At 73.9% G+C, this 16820-nt stretch carries 13 protein-coding genes; 4 read left to right on the plus strand and 9 right to left on the minus strand.

The features are described 5' to 3' along the window. Positions 1–90 precede the first annotated feature (90 nt). Together R4Z62_RS12330 and R4Z62_RS12335 are read right to left on the minus strand one after the other, a co-directional pair. Positions 91–654 (minus strand): GNAT family N-acetyltransferase, encoded by a 564-nt coding sequence (locus tag R4Z62_RS12330; RefSeq protein ID WP_382851273.1) that lies wholly within the window; start codon positions 652–654, stop codon positions 91–93. Next, positions 654–1973: an NsdA family TPR-like regulatory protein gene (locus R4Z62_RS12335; protein ID WP_385504451.1), complete on the minus strand. Its 1320-nt coding sequence runs from the start codon at positions 1971–1973 to the stop codon at positions 654–656. The genes R4Z62_RS12330 and R4Z62_RS12335 overlap by 1 nt, the downstream gene beginning before the upstream one ends. A 164-nt stretch (positions 1974–2137) precedes the next feature. On the opposite strand from R4Z62_RS12335, the gene R4Z62_RS12340 reads away from it, so the two are divergent. Both R4Z62_RS12340 and R4Z62_RS12345 read left to right on the plus strand, forming a co-directional pair. Beyond that, entirely contained in the window at positions 2138–2581 is a 444-nt protein-coding gene (locus R4Z62_RS12340; RefSeq protein WP_385504453.1) for an ATP-binding protein, read from the plus strand. A 268-nt stretch (positions 2582–2849) separates the two neighbouring features. After that, positions 2850–3302: a hypothetical protein gene (locus R4Z62_RS12345; RefSeq protein ID WP_385504455.1), complete on the plus strand. Its 453-nt coding sequence runs from the start codon at positions 2850–2852 to the stop codon at positions 3300–3302. 46 nt (positions 3303–3348) lie between these two features. Here the strand turns inward: R4Z62_RS12345 and R4Z62_RS12350 are convergent, their stop codons facing one another. The 3 genes from R4Z62_RS12350 to ftsE all read right to left on the minus strand — a co-directional run bounded on the left by R4Z62_RS12350 (position 3349) and on the right by ftsE (position 6345). Next, positions 3349–4614, minus strand: coding sequence for a S41 family peptidase (locus tag R4Z62_RS12350; RefSeq protein ID WP_385504458.1), 1266 nt, complete (start codon positions 4612–4614; stop codon positions 3349–3351). A 90-nt stretch (positions 4615–4704) separates the two neighbouring features. Continuing rightward, complete coding sequence (gene ftsX, locus R4Z62_RS12355; RefSeq protein ID WP_382851257.1) at positions 4705–5622, minus strand: permease-like cell division protein FtsX; 918 nt, start codon at positions 5620–5622, stop codon at positions 4705–4707. 33 nt (positions 5623–5655) lie between these two features. Then, positions 5656–6345, minus strand: coding sequence for a cell division ATP-binding protein FtsE (ftsE, locus tag R4Z62_RS12360; RefSeq protein ID WP_064533398.1), 690 nt, complete (start codon positions 6343–6345; stop codon positions 5656–5658). A 229-nt stretch (positions 6346–6574) separates the two neighbouring features. Between ftsE and R4Z62_RS12365 the strand changes: the two genes are divergently transcribed. Further along, a complete protein-coding gene (locus tag R4Z62_RS12365) occupies positions 6575–6769 on the plus strand; it encodes a hypothetical protein (RefSeq protein WP_064533399.1) in 195 nt (64 codons plus the stop codon). Positions 6770–6896: 127 nt separating this feature from the next. On the opposite strand, the gene R4Z62_RS12370 is transcribed toward R4Z62_RS12365, so the two are convergent. From R4Z62_RS12370 to R4Z62_RS12385, 4 genes are all read right to left on the minus strand, one after another. Then, the gene (locus R4Z62_RS12370; protein WP_491519827.1) at positions 6897–7814 is read right to left on the minus strand and encodes a hypothetical protein; all 918 of its coding nucleotides are present in this window, start codon (positions 7812–7814) and stop codon (positions 6897–6899) included. Positions 7815–8112: 298 nt separating this feature from the next. Beyond that, positions 8113–9228 (minus strand): peptide chain release factor 2, encoded by a 1116-nt coding sequence (gene prfB / locus R4Z62_RS12375; RefSeq protein WP_064533401.1) that lies wholly within the window; start codon positions 9226–9228, stop codon positions 8113–8115. Between the two features lie 127 nt (positions 9229–9355). Then, entirely contained in the window at positions 9356–10600 is a 1245-nt protein-coding gene (locus R4Z62_RS12380; RefSeq protein WP_491519828.1) for a serine/threonine-protein kinase, read from the minus strand. Between the two features lie 135 nt (positions 10601–10735). Continuing rightward, complete coding sequence (locus tag R4Z62_RS12385) at positions 10736–12529, minus strand: serine/threonine-protein kinase (RefSeq protein ID WP_491519829.1); 1794 nt, start codon at positions 12527–12529, stop codon at positions 10736–10738. Between the two features lie 507 nt (positions 12530–13036). Here R4Z62_RS12385 and R4Z62_RS12390 point away from each other — a divergent pair. Next, entirely contained in the window at positions 13037–16654 is a 3618-nt protein-coding gene (locus R4Z62_RS12390; protein WP_491519830.1) for an FHA domain-containing protein, read from the plus strand. The last annotated feature ends 166 nt before the right edge of the window (positions 16655–16820 follow it).

Below are 16820 nucleotides of genomic sequence, written 5' to 3' on the forward strand. Positions count from 1 at the left end.
CCATTTCGGCGGGGCGGGCGGGCCCGGTGGCGGGCGTGGCCCAGGACGCCCAGGGCCCGGCCGGAGCCGACCCCGGCGGCTGGCTCCGGATCACCGGCCCTCCTCTGCCCGCCCTCGCACCATGCATGCGTACAGCGGAGCGTCCTCCCACGGGTGGGAGATGCCGACCTTCCGGTACCCCCACGCGAGGTATGCGGAGCGGGCCGGGGCGGTCTCCGGCTCGGGCCGCACGGTGAGCGTGACCCGCTCCGCGTCGATGCCGTCGAGGAGGCGGGCGTGCAGACCTGTCGCGACGCCACGGCGGCGCCATGCCCTGCGCACGGCGAGCTCGATGATCACGAAGGTCCGGCGCCCGTCCTCGCGCACGTACGCCTCGGGCAGGGTGACGTCCTGGAGGTTGCGCCACCAGCGGGTGTCGGGGGCGAGGAAGTACCCATAGCTGAAGCCCGCCACCTCGTCACCGTCCCGGGCGATGACGAGGCGCATTCCGGAGCGGCGCACGTGCACCTGGTAGTGCTCGACGAACTCGGCGACGTCGCGCGGCCCCTCCAGATAGGGCGGCTCGGCGTAGACCTCCGCGTACGCCGGCAGAAAGGCGTCGAGCTGTCCGGCCGCGGCTGTCCCCTCGTACCGGTGGAACACCACGTCGGTCATCAGGCGGCCCTTCGCTCATGGAGGTAGTCGCGTAGCTCCTGTTTGGCGTCCCGGGCGCTGATCGCGTCCCGCTTGTCGAGCAGGTCGATCACCTCGGTCAGGCGCCGCATCACACGCCCGGATTCAACCTCTTCCAGGTGTTCGAGGCTCTCTACTGCGTGGGCAGCGCCCTCGTCGACGCTGTCGGCGTTGACCAGGCTTCGGGCGAGGGTGAGCCGGTACAGGGCTCGGTTGCGGCCGTATGTGCGGTCCTGATGGGCCAGAGCGGCGTGCAGAAAGTGCACGGCCCGTTCGTGGTGGCCACTCTCGGTGTAGAGGAGGCCGTGGGCGTAGTCGAGCTCAGCCGCTCCGTGGAAGGCCGCCCACTCCGGTGCAGGCCGGCCTCGGTCGCAGCGCTCGCGCTCCGTGAGACGCATGGACTCCGTGAGGCTCCGGCGCGCGGCAGTGTCGTCGCCCAAGAGGGACAGGGCACGTGCTTCTCGGGACGCGAGAAGAGACTGCAGAATTGGGGAACCGAGGCGTGCGGCGCGCTCCCTCGCTGCCCGAGCGAGGTCGTAGCCATCACGCGGGCGGCCTTCGTAGCTGGCCTGCATGCTGAGCGAAGCAAGCACCAGGATCTCCAAAGAGCTGTCCCTGAGCACGGTGGCAGTGGTCAGCGCCTCCCCCCAGTAGCGGCGGGCTGAATCCTGATCATCAGCGTCGTAGTACAGCCAGGCACAGTGCTCGGCGGTCTCTCCCACCAAGAGTTGAAGTTGCCGCCCGATGGTCTCGGGGTACCGGCTGGTGTTGATGATGCGCTGGACCCGACGAAGGTGGCGGACGGCCAACGAGCGTACGTCACCACCGCCGTAGGCGTTGTCAAGGTGATACAGGGACCGCAGGCCCTCCCGTAGCTCGATGAGATGGGCAGTGCCAACTGCCCCCTGGCTACCTGGAGGAGTGAGCCTGTTCAGTGAGGGAGGAATCGCGGCTGCTGCTGTCGCGGCGCCGATCGAATCGGCAAGGAACGCCCGTCGGTCCACACTGGTGCCTTCCTGTGGGAACAGTGGTGCGCCTCCCACGGTGGCACCGAGCGGGGGATTGAGGAAACCCAACTCGATGGGGTCTACACCGAGCATGGCGTGGATCACGCGCCAAGCCCGGATGCGCGGAGTCGGCGGAGGGATCTCCCGCCACCAGCGGCGGACATGGCGAGTAGTCACAGTGACTGGTTCACCGAGCAACTCTGCTGTGTCTTCGAAACGACGGATGAACTTACTGGGCGAGTCCAAACCCTGCGCAGTGCAGGCCTGTTCGAACAACGTCATCTCAACGGCCATGCCGTACCCCCGGTATTCCGGCTGTGCACTGACCGTAGCGGTCGGCCCGGACATCGGACGGGTGCTCTCTCGAAATGTCCGCCCAAAGGTCCGCCCGTATGTCCTCACGGGCTCGGTCAGGAGGCGTTGGCTTGGTATCGAGGGATCATGGGAGGAGCCCCAACGTGAACAGCTTGAGTGAGGACGCCAGGTTGCGGCCGACCTGGCACCCGGTCGCCTCGGCCACCGGACACCCGTCCTACAGCGGAGTGTTCCCACGGGACGAGCGGGCCGCCGGGGAGGCGCGGGTGGTGGTGGCGACCGTGCTGGCCGTGTGGGATCTGCCCCGGCTCGTGGCCGACGCCGAACTGGTCGCCTCGGAGCTGGTGACCAATGCCGTGCGGCATGCGCTTGGCCCGGACGTGGGGATGACGGTGACCCGGACGGGACACGCGAGGGTGTGCGTGGCGGTCACGGACGGGAGTCCGCTGCTGCCGCGCCTGCGGGTCGCGGGCCTGCTGGCCGAGACGGGCCGGGGACTGCGTCTGGTCGAGGGTCTGTCCCGGGACTGGGGCGCCGCGCCCTGCGGCCGCGGCAAGAGCGTGTGGGCCGAGGTGGGAACGGGATGACCGGCACCGAGCGCCGCCCCGGTCCGACCGGGGTCCCCTCGGTCCTGCCCCCCGTCCCCGCCGGAATCACCCCCTGCATCGCGGGCTACAGCCGCGAGACACCGCTGCCGCTCGCCCTGGTCGCGGATCCGGTCCGTGGCCGGCTGGCCTACGCGGACGAGACGCCGTACGACCGGGACAGCTGTGGACGCGGACGGCGATGCCGCCGAGGGGCCGGCGTGGGAGTCCGCGGCCCCAGGTCGTCCATCCGTACCGGCAGCGCCGCGCGATGCTCGATCTGTGGTGCCGGATCTGCAAGCGGCCGGTGGATCCCGGATACACCGGCCCCTACCTCTTCCTCCGCGGGGCCGAGGGCGGTCCCGTCTGCGAGGGGGAGCACACCGGCAGCCCGCCCCTTCACCTGCCCTGCGCCGCCGTCGCCGTCCAGGTCTGCCCGGACCTGCGGGGCTGCTGGACGGCGGCGTGGGCGCGGCACGCCCCCTACTGGGGTGTCACGGGTGACGTCCACGACCCGCGGACGCTGGCGCCGCGCGCGGTGCGGGTGGAGATCCAGGCCGAGTCCTCGGCCGTCCGCTGGACGGTCGCCCACCGCATGCTCGTCGAACTCCAGCACGTCACCCCTCTGCCCCGGACGGCCCTGGAGAGGGAGTGGGCCCGTCTCGGCCGGGACCGGCTGGAGCACGAGTTCGCGCGGATAGCGGCGCTGACCGGCGCCGTGTGAAGCCCGCGGCCGACCGGGACCATCGGCACCGGGCGGTCTTCCGACGTCACGAAGGGTCCCCCAGCCCCGTCAGGACCGTGCGGGCGCGGGACATCGGGTCCGTGCCCGCGTCCAGGTCGGGGGTGATGCCGTGGCCGTCGACGCTGCGGCCGGCGGGGGTGCGGTAGTGGCCGACGGTGAGTTCGGCGACGGAGCCGTCGGGCAGCCGGGTCGGCATCTGGACCGAGCCCTTGCCGAAGGTGCGGGAGCCGACGACGAGGGCGCGGCCCCGGTCCTTGAGCGCGCCGGTGAGCAGTTCGGCCGCGCTCATCGTGCCGCCGTCGACCAGGGCGACCAGCGGCCGGGTGGTGTCGCCGCCGGGCTCGGCGTGCAGGGCGCGCTGGCTGCCGTCGACGTCGTAGGTGGCGACCAGGCCGCCGTCGAGAAAGGCGGAGGCGGTGGTGACCGCCTCGGTGACCAGGCCGCCGGAGTTGCCCCGCAGGTCCAGGACGATCCCGGAGCGGGCCGGGGCGCCGCGCACGGCCGTGCGGACCTTGTCCCCGGCGCCCTTGGTGAAAGCGGTGATCTTGATGACGGTCGTACCGTCGGACAGGCGCCGCACCGAGACGGAGTCGGTGGACAGGCGGGCCCGGCGCAGCGTCCGCGTCCAGGTGTGCGAGCCGCGCTGGAGACCCAGGGTGACGGAGGTGCCGGCGGGCGCGTCGTCGGCGTCGCCGCGCAGCAGGGAGACCACGTCGGTGACGGGCCGGCCGTCCACCTTCTCGCCGTCCACGCTGCGCAGCCGGTCGCCCGCGCGGATCCCCGCGTCGGCGGCCGGTGAGCCGGTCTGCACCTCGGTCACGTCGATCCGGCCGTCCCGCGCGCGCCGCGCCCACAGCCCGACGCCGGTGTAGCGGCCGTCCAGGGCGTCCTGGAACTCCTCGTAGTCGCCCGGGGAGTAGACGGCGCCCCAGCGGTCGCCGCTGCGGCTGACGGCGTGTTCGGCGGCCTCCACCGGCGACTTGCCCGCGGCCATGGCCTCGGCGGCGGCCCGCGCGACCTGTTCGGACGGGCTCACGGGGGACGACGACCGGTGCGCGGAGGCGGCGGCGGAGTCGGGGGTCGAGGAACCGGGGGCGGAGCCGGGAGCGGGCGGGCCGACGGGGGCGGACGGGACCGGGACCCCGCGGTGCGCGGACGCCGCGGACCCGCGCTCGTGTCCGGGCAGCGAACCGGTCGCCGCGCCCGCCACGAGGACGCCCACGAAGACCAGTGTCAGACCGGCGCCGGAGCGGCTGCGGCGGGGCTGACAGAAGGGGTCACGGCCTGACATGGCGGTGAGTCTAGGACAACGCGCAGGGCCGCACGCGCGCTTGGCGGTGCGGCCCTGCCGACGTGTGTCACATCATCAGATGGACGAGCGTCACACCTTCAGATACTTGCGCAGCGCGAGGAAACCGGCGAGCGCGGGGATCAGGAAGCTCGCGGCGAGGATCAGCGGCAGCTTGGTGAGGACCGCGTCCCAGCCCACGAAGTTGATCAGCTGGAGCTTCGAGGACAGCGCCACTCCGTTGTCGATCACGAAGTACTGCACGGCCACCAGGAAGGAGGAGGCCAGCAGTCCGCCGATCAGTCCGGAGACGGCGGCCTCCATGATGAACGGCGCCTGGATGTAGAAGCCGGAGGCGCCCACCAGGCGCATGATCCCGGTCTCCCGGCGGCGGCTGAACGCGGAGACCCGCACGGTGTTGACGATCAGCAGCGTCGCCACCGTGAGCATCACCGCCATCACGCCCCGGGCCGCCCAGTTCAGATAGCCGAGCAGGGTGAAGAGGTTGTCCAGGATGCTCTTCTGGTCCTGCACGGTCTGCACGCCGTCACGGCCGTTGAAGGCGCTGGCGATGACCTGGTACTGCTCCGGGTTCTTCAGCTTGATCCGGTACGACTCCTGCATCTGGTCCGGGGTGATCGAGGAGGCCAGCGGCGAGTTGCCGAACTGCTCCTTGTAGTGCTTGTACGCCTCGTCCTGGGATTCGTACGTGACCTTCTCCACCACCGACATCTTCTGGAGGTCGGCGAGGATCGCCTTCTTCTGGTCCTCGGTGACCGCGCCCTTGGCGCACTTCGCGTCGGACTCGGCGTTGTTCTTGTTGCAGAGGAAGATCGACACGTTGACTTTGTCGTACCAGTAGCCCTTCATCTTCGTCACCTGGTCGCTCAGCAGGAGGGATCCTCCGAACAGGGCCAGGGACAGGGCCACGGAGACGATGACGGCGAACGTCATCGTCAGGTTGCGGCGGAGACCGACACCGATCTCCGACAGGACGAACTGGGCGCGCATGGCGTCTGGTCAAGCCTTTCCGTCGTGGACTTCTCAGTGCTGGTAGCCGTAGACGCCGCGCGCCTGGTCGCGGACGAGGCGGCCCTTCTCCAGCTCGATGACGCGTTTGCGCATCTGGTCCACGATGTTCTGGTCGTGGGTCGCCATCACCACGGTGGTGCCCGTCCGGTTGATGCGGTCGAGCAGCTTCATGATGCCTACGGAGGTCTGCGGGTCGAGGTTGCCGGTGGGCTCGTCGGCGATCAGCAGCTTGGGCCGGTTGACGAACGCCCGCGCGATGGCGACGCGCTGCTGCTCACCACCGGACAACTCGCCCGGTCTGCGGTCCTCCTTGCCGCCGAGTCCGACGAGGTCCAGCACCTGCGGCACGGACTTGCGGATCTCGCCCTTCGACTTTCCGATGACCTCCTGCGCGAAGGCCACGTTCTCCGCGACCGTCTTGTTCGGCAGCAGGCGGAAGTCCTGGAAGACGGTGCCCAGCTGGCGGCGCATCTGCGGCACCTTCCAGTTGGACAGCCGCGCGAGGTCCTTGCCCAGGACGTGCACCTGGCCGTGGCTGCACCGCTCCTCGCGGAGGATCAGCCGCAGGAAGGTGGACTTTCCGGAGCCGGAGGACCCCACGAGGAACACGAACTCGCCCTTCTCGACCTCCAGGGAGACATCCCTGAGGGCGGGGCGGGTCTGCTTGGGGTAGACCTTGGAGACACTGTCGAATCGGATCACGGATGCACCACGGGTCGCCGGGGGTAGATGAGCGTGACCATACGCGAGTCGGGTGTGGGTGCGCAGTCACCGGTCGGGGTTGGGGACAGTTGTGCGTTTTGTCGTGCCCGCGGCCCGGATCCGGGAGGACCCCGCGCTGAAATCCGGGGAACCTGGCATGGTGGAGAGGGGAACGTTCGCGTGCCCGCGGGCGTTGTTCGGATGTAACCGGTGCAAGGAGGGCGAGCGCATGACGTACGACCGGCTGGTGTGCGCGAACTGCGCGGCGCCCGTGAGCGAGGGCCGCTGCCCGGTGTGCCGCGCGAACCGCGAGCGGCTCCAGCAGGAGAACAACTTCCTCGCGGGGCTGAACCCGATGGCGCTGATCGCGCTGCTGGCGGTGCTGATCGCCGGGGTGGCACTGCTGGCGCAGCGGACCGCCTAGCGTACGGAGCCGCGGCCGGCGGGGCACCGCGGGAGCGGATGGACAGGACAGGGCTGAGGGGCCCGGAGCGGTGCGCTCCGGGCCTCTCAGCATGTGTCGCTCACGCCCCGTGAGGTCGTGGGCACACTCAGGCGGTGGCGCCGCCGCGGCCCGCCATCATGCGCGGCAGGATCCGGAAGCCGATACCGCCGGCGATCATCGTCGCGGCACCGATCAGCAGGAACGCGGTCTGGCCGGCACCGGTCTCCGCCAGCTGCTTGCCGCTGCCCTGGGGCGCGGTGTTCGCCGGGGTGCCGGCCGGCGTGTCCGTGCCGGTGTCGGTCAGGGCCGAGGAGCCCTGCTCCTGCGGGGCGGCGCCGCCGTTGCCGCCGCTGCTGCCGTCGGGGGTGGTGCCGCCGGTGGTGTCACCGCCGCCGTTCCCGCCGTTGCCGCCGCTGTTCCCGCCGTTGCCGTTCCCGCCGTTGTTGCCGGAACCGCCGCCGTTGCCGCCGTTGCCGCCCCCGTTGTCGCCGGAGCCGCCGTTTCCGTTGCCACCGTTGCCGTTGCCGCTGTTGTCGCCGCCCTGGGACGTACCCGTGGAGGTGCCCTCGGAGCTGCCGGTGGACGTGCCCTCCGAGGTGCCGGTGGAGGTGCCCTCCGAGGTGCCGGTGGACGTGCCCTCCGAGGTGCCGGTGGACGTGCCTTCCGACGTACCCGTGGACGTGCCCTCGGACGTACCGGTGGACGTGCCCTCGGACGTACCCGTGGACGTACCCTCCGAGGTGCCCTCCGACGACCCGGTGGAGGTGCCCTCCGAGCCCGTGGAGGTGCCCTCCGACTGGCCCTCGGTCACACCCAGCGAGGTGCCCTCGTTGGTGCCGCCCTGGTCGGTGCCCTCACTGGTGCCTTCGTCGTCACCGCCGGCGGCGACGCCGAGGCTGACCGGGCCGACCTGCACGTTCGCGTCCAGCGCGGAAGCCGCGCCCGCGGCGGTCAGCGAGGCACCCGCGGCGATCACCGCGCCGGCGGCTATGCGCGCGACCCGGACCCGCGTCTTCTTCGTCATATGTTCGCTACCCCCAGTAGCCGATCGTCAATGAGGCCGCGCCGGGGGCAGTGATCGACGGAGGTACTGAAAGATGAAGCCCCCCGGTTCACATGCGCCCCGTACCTACGCATGCCGCGCCTCACCCTTCCCATATTTCAAAGCAACGTCAAGGCCGTTGCGACCGCGATGTCCGGGTAAGCGTTCTTTGCCGGAGGAAGAGCGATGTGAGTGTGACGCAAAACCCAGACATCGGGCACAGAAAAGGCAACTGCCGCCACGAGGGCAGCAGTTGCCTTGTCGACAAAGCGTCCGATCTCTACTTGCTCTGCTGTTCCTGCTGCTTGCGCCAGCGAATCCCGGCCTCCAGGAACCCGTCGATCTCGCCGTTGAACACGGCCTCCGGGTTGCCGACCTCGAACTCGGTGCGCAGGTCCTTGACCATCTGGTACGGGTGCAGGACGTACGAACGCATCTGGTTGCCCCAGGAGTTGCCGCCGTCGCCCTTGAGCGCGTCCATCTTGGCCTGCTCCTCCTGGCGGCGCCGCTCCAGCAGCTTGGCCTGGAGGACGTTCATCGCCGTGGCCTTGTTCTGGATCTGCGAGCGCTCGTTCTGGCAGGAGACCACGATGCCGGTGGGCAGGTGGGTGAGGCGGACGGCGGAGTCGGTGGTGTTCACGCCCTGGCCGCCGGGGCCGGAGGAGCGGTAGACGTCCACGCGCAGCTCGGACTCGTCGATCTCGACGTGGTCGGTCTGCTCCACCACGGGGAGGATCTCGACGCCCGCGAAGGAGGTCTGCCGACGGCCCTGGTTGTCGTAGGGCGAGATGCGCACCAGGCGGTGCGTGCCCTGCTCCACCGAGAGGGTGCCGTAGGCGTAGGGCACCTGCACGGCGAAGGTGGTCGACTTGATGCCGGCCTCTTCGGCGTACGACGTCTCGTAGATCTCGGTCTTGTAGCCGTGCTGCTCGGCCCAGCGCAGGTACATGCGCTGAAGCTTCTCGGCGAAGTCGGCGGCGTCCACGCCACCGGCCTCGGCCCGGATGTTGACCAGGGCCTCACGGGCGTCGTACTCGCCGGACAGGAGGGTGCGGACCTCCATCTCGTCCAGCGCCTTGCGCACGGAGGCCAGCTCGGACTCGGCCTCGGCGCGGGTGTCCGGGTCGTCCTCCTCCTCGGCCATCTCGAACAGCACAGCGAGATCGTCGATCCGTCCGCGCAGCCCCTCCGCCTTCCTGACCTCGGCCTGGAGGTGGGAGAGCTTGCTGGTGATCTTCTGCGCCTCGTCCGGGTTGTCCCACAGGGAGGGCGCTGCCGCCTGCTCCTCGAGCACGGCGATGTCTGCCCTCATCCTGTCGAGGTCCAGAACGGCCTCGATCGACTCCATGGTCGAGGAGAGGGACTTGAGCTCTTCGGATACGTCGACGACTGCCACGCCTCCAGCGTAACGGCTCCGCCGGGCGGCCAGCGCCGGGCCGGGGCGGGGGTGCCCGCGGGGACGGGCCGCGGAGGGCGGCGGGGCCGCGGGGCCGGGGCGCCTCGGGCGGCGGGGGCCCGCGGGGTCAGGGCGCGGCGGGCGCCGAGTGTTCCGTGTCCCGGGCCGGGCCGTCCGCGTCGTCGCCCGAGGACGCCCACCAGGCGCCCGCGCCCACGGCGCCCACCAGCACGAGACCGGCCACGCTCAGCGTGATCCGGCGGCGCCGGGCGGCCGTGCGGTGGCGGGCCGACCCAGGGCGGGGCGCGCCCGGCGCCCGGGGCGCGCGGGCGGTGCCGCGGGCGCCGCCGGCCAGCTCGTCCGGCGCGGGCACGCGCATCGAGGTGTGGGTGTCGCGGTTGGAGTCCGGCTGCGCGCCGGGCACCAGCGGGACCGCGCCCCGGCGGCGGGCCCGGTCCCCGGCCGGTGCCGCCGTCTCCTCGGGCGCCTCGTCCGCACCGTCCCCGGCGGCGTCGGCGTCCGGTTCGTCCACCTCAAGGGGCGGCATGCCCGCGAGCAGCGGCAGCAGCTCGCGCAGCCGGGCCGCCAGCTCGGAGGCGCGCAGCCGGGAGGCGGGCCCCTTCGCCAGGCACTGCACGATCAGCTGCCACAGCTCGTCGGGGATGCCGGGCAGCGGGACCACGGTCTCGGTGACATGGCGGCGCAGCACCGCGCCGGGGTGGCCGCCGCCGAACGGGGTGAAGCCGGCCAGCAGCTCGTAGAGGACCGTGGCCAGGGCGTAGATGTCCACCGCCGCGCGCGGGGGCAGCCCCTCCACGATCTCCGGGGCGAGGTAGTCCGGCGTGCCGATGATCTTGGTGGCGCGGGTGCGCTTGGGCGAGTCGATGAGCTTGGCCACACCGAAGTCCGTCAGCAGCGCCGGGTGGGCACCGCCGGGACCGAGCGGGCCCTGCATGTCCAGCAGGACGTTCTCCGGCTTGACGTCCCGGTGCACGACCCCGGCGGCGTGCGCGGCGGCCAGCCCGTCGGCGACGTCGGCCACGATCGCCACCGCCGCGTCGGGCGCCAGCCGCCGCTCGCGCTCCAGCCGGGTGCGCAGGTCGGTGCCGCGGACCAGGTCCATCACGAGGGCCAGGTCGTTGCCGTCGACCACCAGGTCGCGCACACAGACCACGTTCGGGTGTTCGAGGCCCAGCAGGGCCGTGCGCTCCTGCACGAAGCGGCCCACCAGCTCCTGGTCGGACGCGAGGTCCTCGCGCAGGAGCTTCACGGCGACGGGCCCGTCCGGTCCCTCGCCCAGCCACACCGTCCCGGCGCTGCCCCGCCCCAGGATCTGGTGCGCGGTGTACCGGCTGCCGATCTTCCGTGCCAAGACTGCTCCTACAGACGCGTGTTGCCGACAAAACTACGCGTCCGGCGGGGCGACCTTCACCGCGGCGGCCGAAATCACCCGCCGGGTGTCGACAAATCCATGAACCCGCGTCGACGGCGGCCGCCATGCACCGGTTCAACCGCGGCCGAGGTCCTTGGCCCAGCCGGCCGCCCGGCCGAACCAGTCGCCCAGCTGCTCCCAGTAGCCCCTGCCGGTCCCGATCCAGCTCTGGAGGGGGCTCAGCTCCCACACCAGCCAGCCCGCGACGAACAGGATGACGACCGTGAACAGGCAGCCCTTCAGGCAGCCGAGCCCGGGGATCTTCATCGGGTTCGCGCCGCGCCGGCGCGGCTCCCTCGGCTCGCGCGCGGGCCGCTGCGGCTCGGGGGCGGGCGGCGGCGCGTACCGCTGGGGCTCGCGGGGCTGCTGCGGGGCCGGGGCGTACTGCTGCGGCTGCGGGGTCGCGTACCGGGGCTGCTGCCCCTGCGGATATCCCTGGCCGGGCTGCTGCGGATAGCCGTAGCCGGGCTGCTGCGACTGCGGCGGGCCCTGGGGGCGCCGCTGCGGCGGCTGCTGCTGCGGCCGGGCGACCTGCCGCTGGGGGCGGCGGCGCAGCGGGTCCTCGGCCGGGTCGAGGTACTGGACCTGCGTCTGGTCGTTGCGGTCGCGGGCCGCGCGCAGCTGAGACTGCCAGGGGTGCGGCTCCTCCGGCTGTTGTCCCTGTTGTCCCTGTTGGCCGTGCTGCCCCTGTTGGCCGTGCTGTCCCTGCTGGCTCTGCTGACCCGGCGGCACGGGCGGCATCACGCGGGTGGGGCCCGCCGCGCCCTGCGGCAGCACCGTGGTCGGGTCGGCCGCTCCGGGCACGCCGTCCGGGCCCTGCGGGCCGCCGGTGTGCGGCAGGACGCTGGTCGCGCCGTTCGGGTCGTACGCCGGCGGCGCGCCCGCCGCGCCCTGCGGCAGCACCGTCGTGGGGTCGGCGGCGCCGGGCACACCGTCCGGCGCGGGCACGGTGGCGGGCGCGGGATCGGGGGCGAGGAGCGCGCCGACGCCGTCGGCGGCGGCGATCTGCGCGGCGTTCGCGTGCACGCCGACACCCTCGGCGACCACGCGCAGGGCGCGCGCCAGGCTCTCCGCGCTCGGCCGCTCGTCCGGGTTCTTGCGCAGGCAGCGCTCGATGACCGTCCACAGCGGGTCGGGCACGGTGGAGGGGCGGCGCGGCTCGGCGCTCAGGTGCTGGTGCAGGACCTCAAGGGCGGAGCCGCCGGAGAACGGCGGGCGCCCGGTGATCAGCTCGTACAGCAGGATGCCGGCGCCGTAGATGTCCACGGCGGAGGTCTGCGGGCGGCCCTCGGCGGACTCGGGCGCGACGTACGCGGGCGTGCCGACGAACTCGTGGGTGCGGGTCAGTCCGGGCGAGTCGGCCAGCCGGGCGATGCCGAAGTCGGTCAGCATCGGGTACATCCGGCCGTCGTCCTGCTTGAGCAGCACGTTGGCCGGTTTCAGGTCCCGGTGGACCACGCCGTCGGCGTGGCTCGCGGCGAGCGCGTCGGCGATCTGGGCGGTGAGCAGCGCGGCGGCGACCGGGGTGAGCGGGCCGTTCTCGCGCAGGTAGCGGTGCAGGTCCGGGCCGTCGACGAGGTCCATGACGAGCGCCAGCAGATCGCCCTCGACGACCAGATCGCGCACCCGCACGATGTTCGGGTGGGTGAGCCGGAGCAGCACCGAGCGCTCTCTGAGGAAGCGCATCACGATGTCGGCGTCGCTGGCCAGCTCCTCCTTGAGGACCTTGATCGCGACGGTCTCGCCGGGCTGGCCGGGCACGGCCGCCTCGGCTCCGGCCCTCTGGTGCTGGCGGGCTCGCCAGACGGTCCCGGTGGCGCCGCGTCCGAGCGGTTCCTCCAGGAGGTACTTGCTGCCTACCGGCCGCACGTCATGCGCTCCCTGTCGCTTGCCTACGTTCCGACACACTGTAGTGCCGTCCTGCCCGGCACCGACCTGTCGGAGATCCGGTGCCCGGCTCCGCCGCGGTGCCGGGCGGCGACACCGTCGGTGACCTGTCCGATGCCGCTGCCGCCGTCCGGTCCCACCGTCCGACGCCGCTGTCCGACGCCGCCGTCCGCTGTCGTCGTCCGCTGTCGTCGTTCGAAGGCAAGACGTCCGATCGGGGCCCTCAGGTTGCCGGAAAGCGGACGTGACCGATCTCAAACGGTCGGCCACGGGGCATCGGCCAGGCACTTTTGGGGGCAGAGCCGACCATTCAAGATCACTTCGCGGTGGGCGGCGGGCGCGGTGTCAGTGGCAGGTGCGAGGATGCCCCCAGTACTGGCCGACGTGCCCGTGCGGCGGTGGGGGGAATGTCCGCGGTTGGGGGGCCGCGGAGCGGCATCGTCCCTCCCCCGTTCGCGGGCGCCCGCGCAGAAGGGACCGCTGACGGCGATGCAGATCCGGCTGACCGTCGTAGACCCGCTGGGCCCGCCCTCCCCCATGGCCCCAGGGCGCGCCGCGAGCCGAGACGTGCTGGTCACGGCCCCCGCGGGCACGGCCCTTGCCGCGGTGGTGTCCGCCCTGGCCGCCGCCGTCGCCGGGGACGGCGGCGCGGCGTCCGAGCGCGGCGCCCGGGAGCCGGGAGCCGGACCGGTGGTGCTGTACGCGGGCGCGGACCGGCTGGACGCCCAGCGCTGCACGCTAGGCGAGCCCCCGCTGCTGGACGGCGCGGTGCTGTCCGTGGGCGCCCCCGCCCAGCCCGAGCCGCACCCCGAGCTGGACGAGGCCCCGGCCCGGCTGCATGTGGTCGCCGGTCCGGACGCGGGCGGTGTCCATCTGCTGCACGGCGGCCAGATCACGGTCGGCCGCTCCGCCGACGCGGACGTCCCGCTCGACGACCCCGACGTGTCCCGCGTGCACTGCGCGGTCACCCTGGCCCCGGACGGCCGGGTCTCGGTCGCCGACCTCGGCTCCACCAACGGCACCGTGCTGGACGGCCGGCCCGTGGACCCGCGCCCGGTCCGCTTCGTCCCCGGCGCGCTGCTGCGCGTCGGCGAGTCGGTCCTGCGGCTGACACCGTCGGCGGGCCCCGCCGACCGCCTGGAGACGGCCCCGGACGGCGAGGGCCACGCGCGCGTGGCGCACACGGCGCACGCCCGAGCCGGGGACGGCGCCGCGGACCGCCCGGAGGCCGGTGTGCCCGCGGGCGCGGTGACCACGTCCGGCACCGGCACCGCCGCCTGGGCCGCCCCCGCGCACACCCCCTCCGACCCCACCGTGGTGCCCACGCAGGGCGGCGCGCCGCGGATCGAGAGCCGCGGCGGGGACACCCACGCGGGACGCTTCGGAGCCACCGGCCGGCCGGCCACCCACCCGGGCACCCAACCGGGCGCCCACCCGGAGTACGGCGATCCGGCGGAGTACGGCGATCCGGCGGACCGGGCCGGTGCTCCGGACGGCGGCCTCGGCGGGAGCGGCCGCAAGGGCACGCCCCTCCGGGGGACCGACGTGCCCCAGGGGCTGCGCAGGCGCGGCGGGCTGGGCGCCTGGGCGCGGCGGCTGACCGGCGGGCGCGGCGAACCGGCGGCGGCCCGCGGCGAGGCGTACGACGGTTACGGCGGCTACGACGACTACGACGCCGAGGCGGCCGGCCTGCCCGACCCGGCCGTGCCCGGGACGGGGACGGCCGGCCGGCTGCCGGAGACCTGGCCGGACCCGGCGGCGCTGCTGCTGACCGCGCTGGGCCCCGGCCCCCGGCTGTGGGAGCGCGGCCCCGGCCACCCCGAGGCGCTCACGGTGCGCCTGGGCACGGCCGACCGGCCGGCCCCCGACGGCTCGGGGCGGCTGCTGCCCGCGGTGCCGGTGACCGCGGACCTGCGCGAGGTGGGGGCGCTGGGCCTGGCCGGGCCGCGCGCCCGCCTGTCCGGGCTGGCCCGCGCGGTGCTGGCCCAGCTCGCCGCGCTGCACTCCCCCGGCACGCTGGAGATCGTGCTGCTCAGCACCGACCGGGCCCGCTCGCCGCAGGAGCGCGCGGCGGAGTGGTCCTGGCTCGGCTGGCTCCCCCAGGTGCGTCCAGGCCACGGCCAGGACTGCCGGCTCCTGCTGGCCTACGACCGCGAGCAGGCGGCGGCCCGCACCGGCGAACTGCTGCGCCGCCTGGAGGACCACCTCACCGACACCCGGACCCCGGACCGGACCACGGACCGAGCGACGGGCCAGGCCGCGGACCGGGCCGCGGATCCGGCCACCGGCCGGGCGGCACCCGCCGAGGGAGCCGGAAGAGCCGAGGCGATCACGCCGTACGCGCCGGAAGCGGTGCCCGCACCGCGGACCGCGGCCGACTCCGCCCCCGGCACCCCGGCGGAGGCCGGCCCCGCTTCCGCCCCGCCCGCCCGCCGTCCCTCCTGGGCGCGGGACGAGGAGGCCACCGGAGCCGGTGCCGGTCACACCGGGCCGTACACGGTGGTCGTCGTGGACGGCGACCCCGGCGGCGCCACGGTGCGCGACGCGCTGGTCCGGCTGGCGCAGGAGGGCCCCCGGGCCGGGATCCACGTGGTCTGCCTCGCGGAGGCGGAGGCCGCCTCGCCCGCCTCGCCGGTGACGGAGACGTACGAGGCGGCGTGCGCGGTGTCGCCGGTGTTCCGGGAGTGCGGAGCCGTCGCCCTGCTCAGCGGTGACGTGGCGACGGCGCTGCACCTGATGCGGGTGGCGCGCGCGGACGGCCGGGCGCGCGGGCCGGTGGCTCCGGGCACCGTGGCCGTGCTCGACGCCGTCTCCCCGGCCTGGGCCGAGCGGTTCGCGCGGGCGCTGGCGCCGCTGCGGCCGGCGGACGGGCCGGAGGGCCCGGAGGGGAACCGGCCCGCACGGGTGTCGGCCCCGCTGCCGCTGTCGGCCCGCCTGCTGGACGAGCTGGGGCTGGCCCGTGCCACCCCGGCCTCCCTCCAGGCGCGCTGGGCGGACGCCGCCGACGACAGCGGGGCCGTGGGCGGCCGGGCCTGCGCGATACTCGGGGCCGGTCCGCGCGGGCCGGTCTGCGCGGACCTGGTGGCCGACGGGCCGCATCTGCTCGTCGAGGGACCGGCGGGCAGCGGCCGTACGGAGCTGCTGCGCTCGGTCGTGGCCTCGCTGGCCTCCGCCGAGCGTCCCGACCGGCTCGGCGTGGTGCTGGTGGACGGCCGCGACGGCACCGGCACCGGCGGACCCGCCGAGGGCCTGCGGGTGTGCACGGACGTCCCGCATGTGACCACCCATCTCACGGCCAACGACCCGGTGCGCATGCGGGAGTTCGCGCAGTCGCTGAGCGCCGAGCTGAAGCGGCGGGCGGAGCTGCTGGGGATAACCGACTTCGCCGCCTGGCACGGGCGGCGGACGGGAAGCGGCCGGGTCGTCGCCCAGCGCACCGCGCCCCCGGGCACCCCGGCGGGCGCCGGGGCGGGAGCGGCCGATCTCGACACGCCGCCCAGCTCCACCCTGCGGCTGCGGCCCGCGGCGGCGCGGGCGCGGGCCGAGGCGGCGCCGCCGCTGCCCCGGCTGGTGGTGGTCGTCGACGATCTGGACGCCCTGGTCTCCCCGGCGCTCGGTTCGCCCGGCCGGCCCGCCGCCGGTTCGGTGGTCCGCGCGCTGGAGGCGGTGGCCCGGGAGGGCGAGCGGCTGGGCGTCCATCTGGTGGCGGCCACCGCGCCGGGCGGCCGGACGGAGCGGACCGAACCGGTCCGCCGGGCCACGCTGCGCGTCCTGCTGGAGCCGCCGGTGTCCGGCCGCGGGAGTGCCCCGGCGGGTGCGCCCGGCCCGGAGGCCGCGGGCAGCCCGGCGCCGGGGCGGGGCCGGCTGACCACCGCCGACGGGCGGGCGACGCCCTTCCAGGGCGGCCGGGTGACGGGCCGTATCCCGCGCACCGCGACCCAGCGCCCCACGGTGGTGCCGCTGGACTGGCACCGCATGGGCGATCCGCCCACCCGCCGCTCGGTGCGGGAGCTGGGCAACGGCCCGACCGATCTGGCGCTGCTGGCGAGCGCGCTGGAGCGGGCGGCGCGTGAGGTGTCGGCGGCCCGGGTGCCGTCCCTGATCTAAGGGAATCGCGAGCGCCGCTCCGGTGCGGCTCGTCGCCCCGGCGAGCCGCGCGCGATTCCCTCTCGAACTGCGCTGACGCGCCGTCACGACCTGGTCACGATCGGGGCGTTGACGTGCCGGGCGCTCTTGCCGACCCGCGGGCCCCGGCGTAGGACAGTGCACCACG

It is taken from the genome of Streptomyces sp. PL-25, assembly GCF_058344915.1.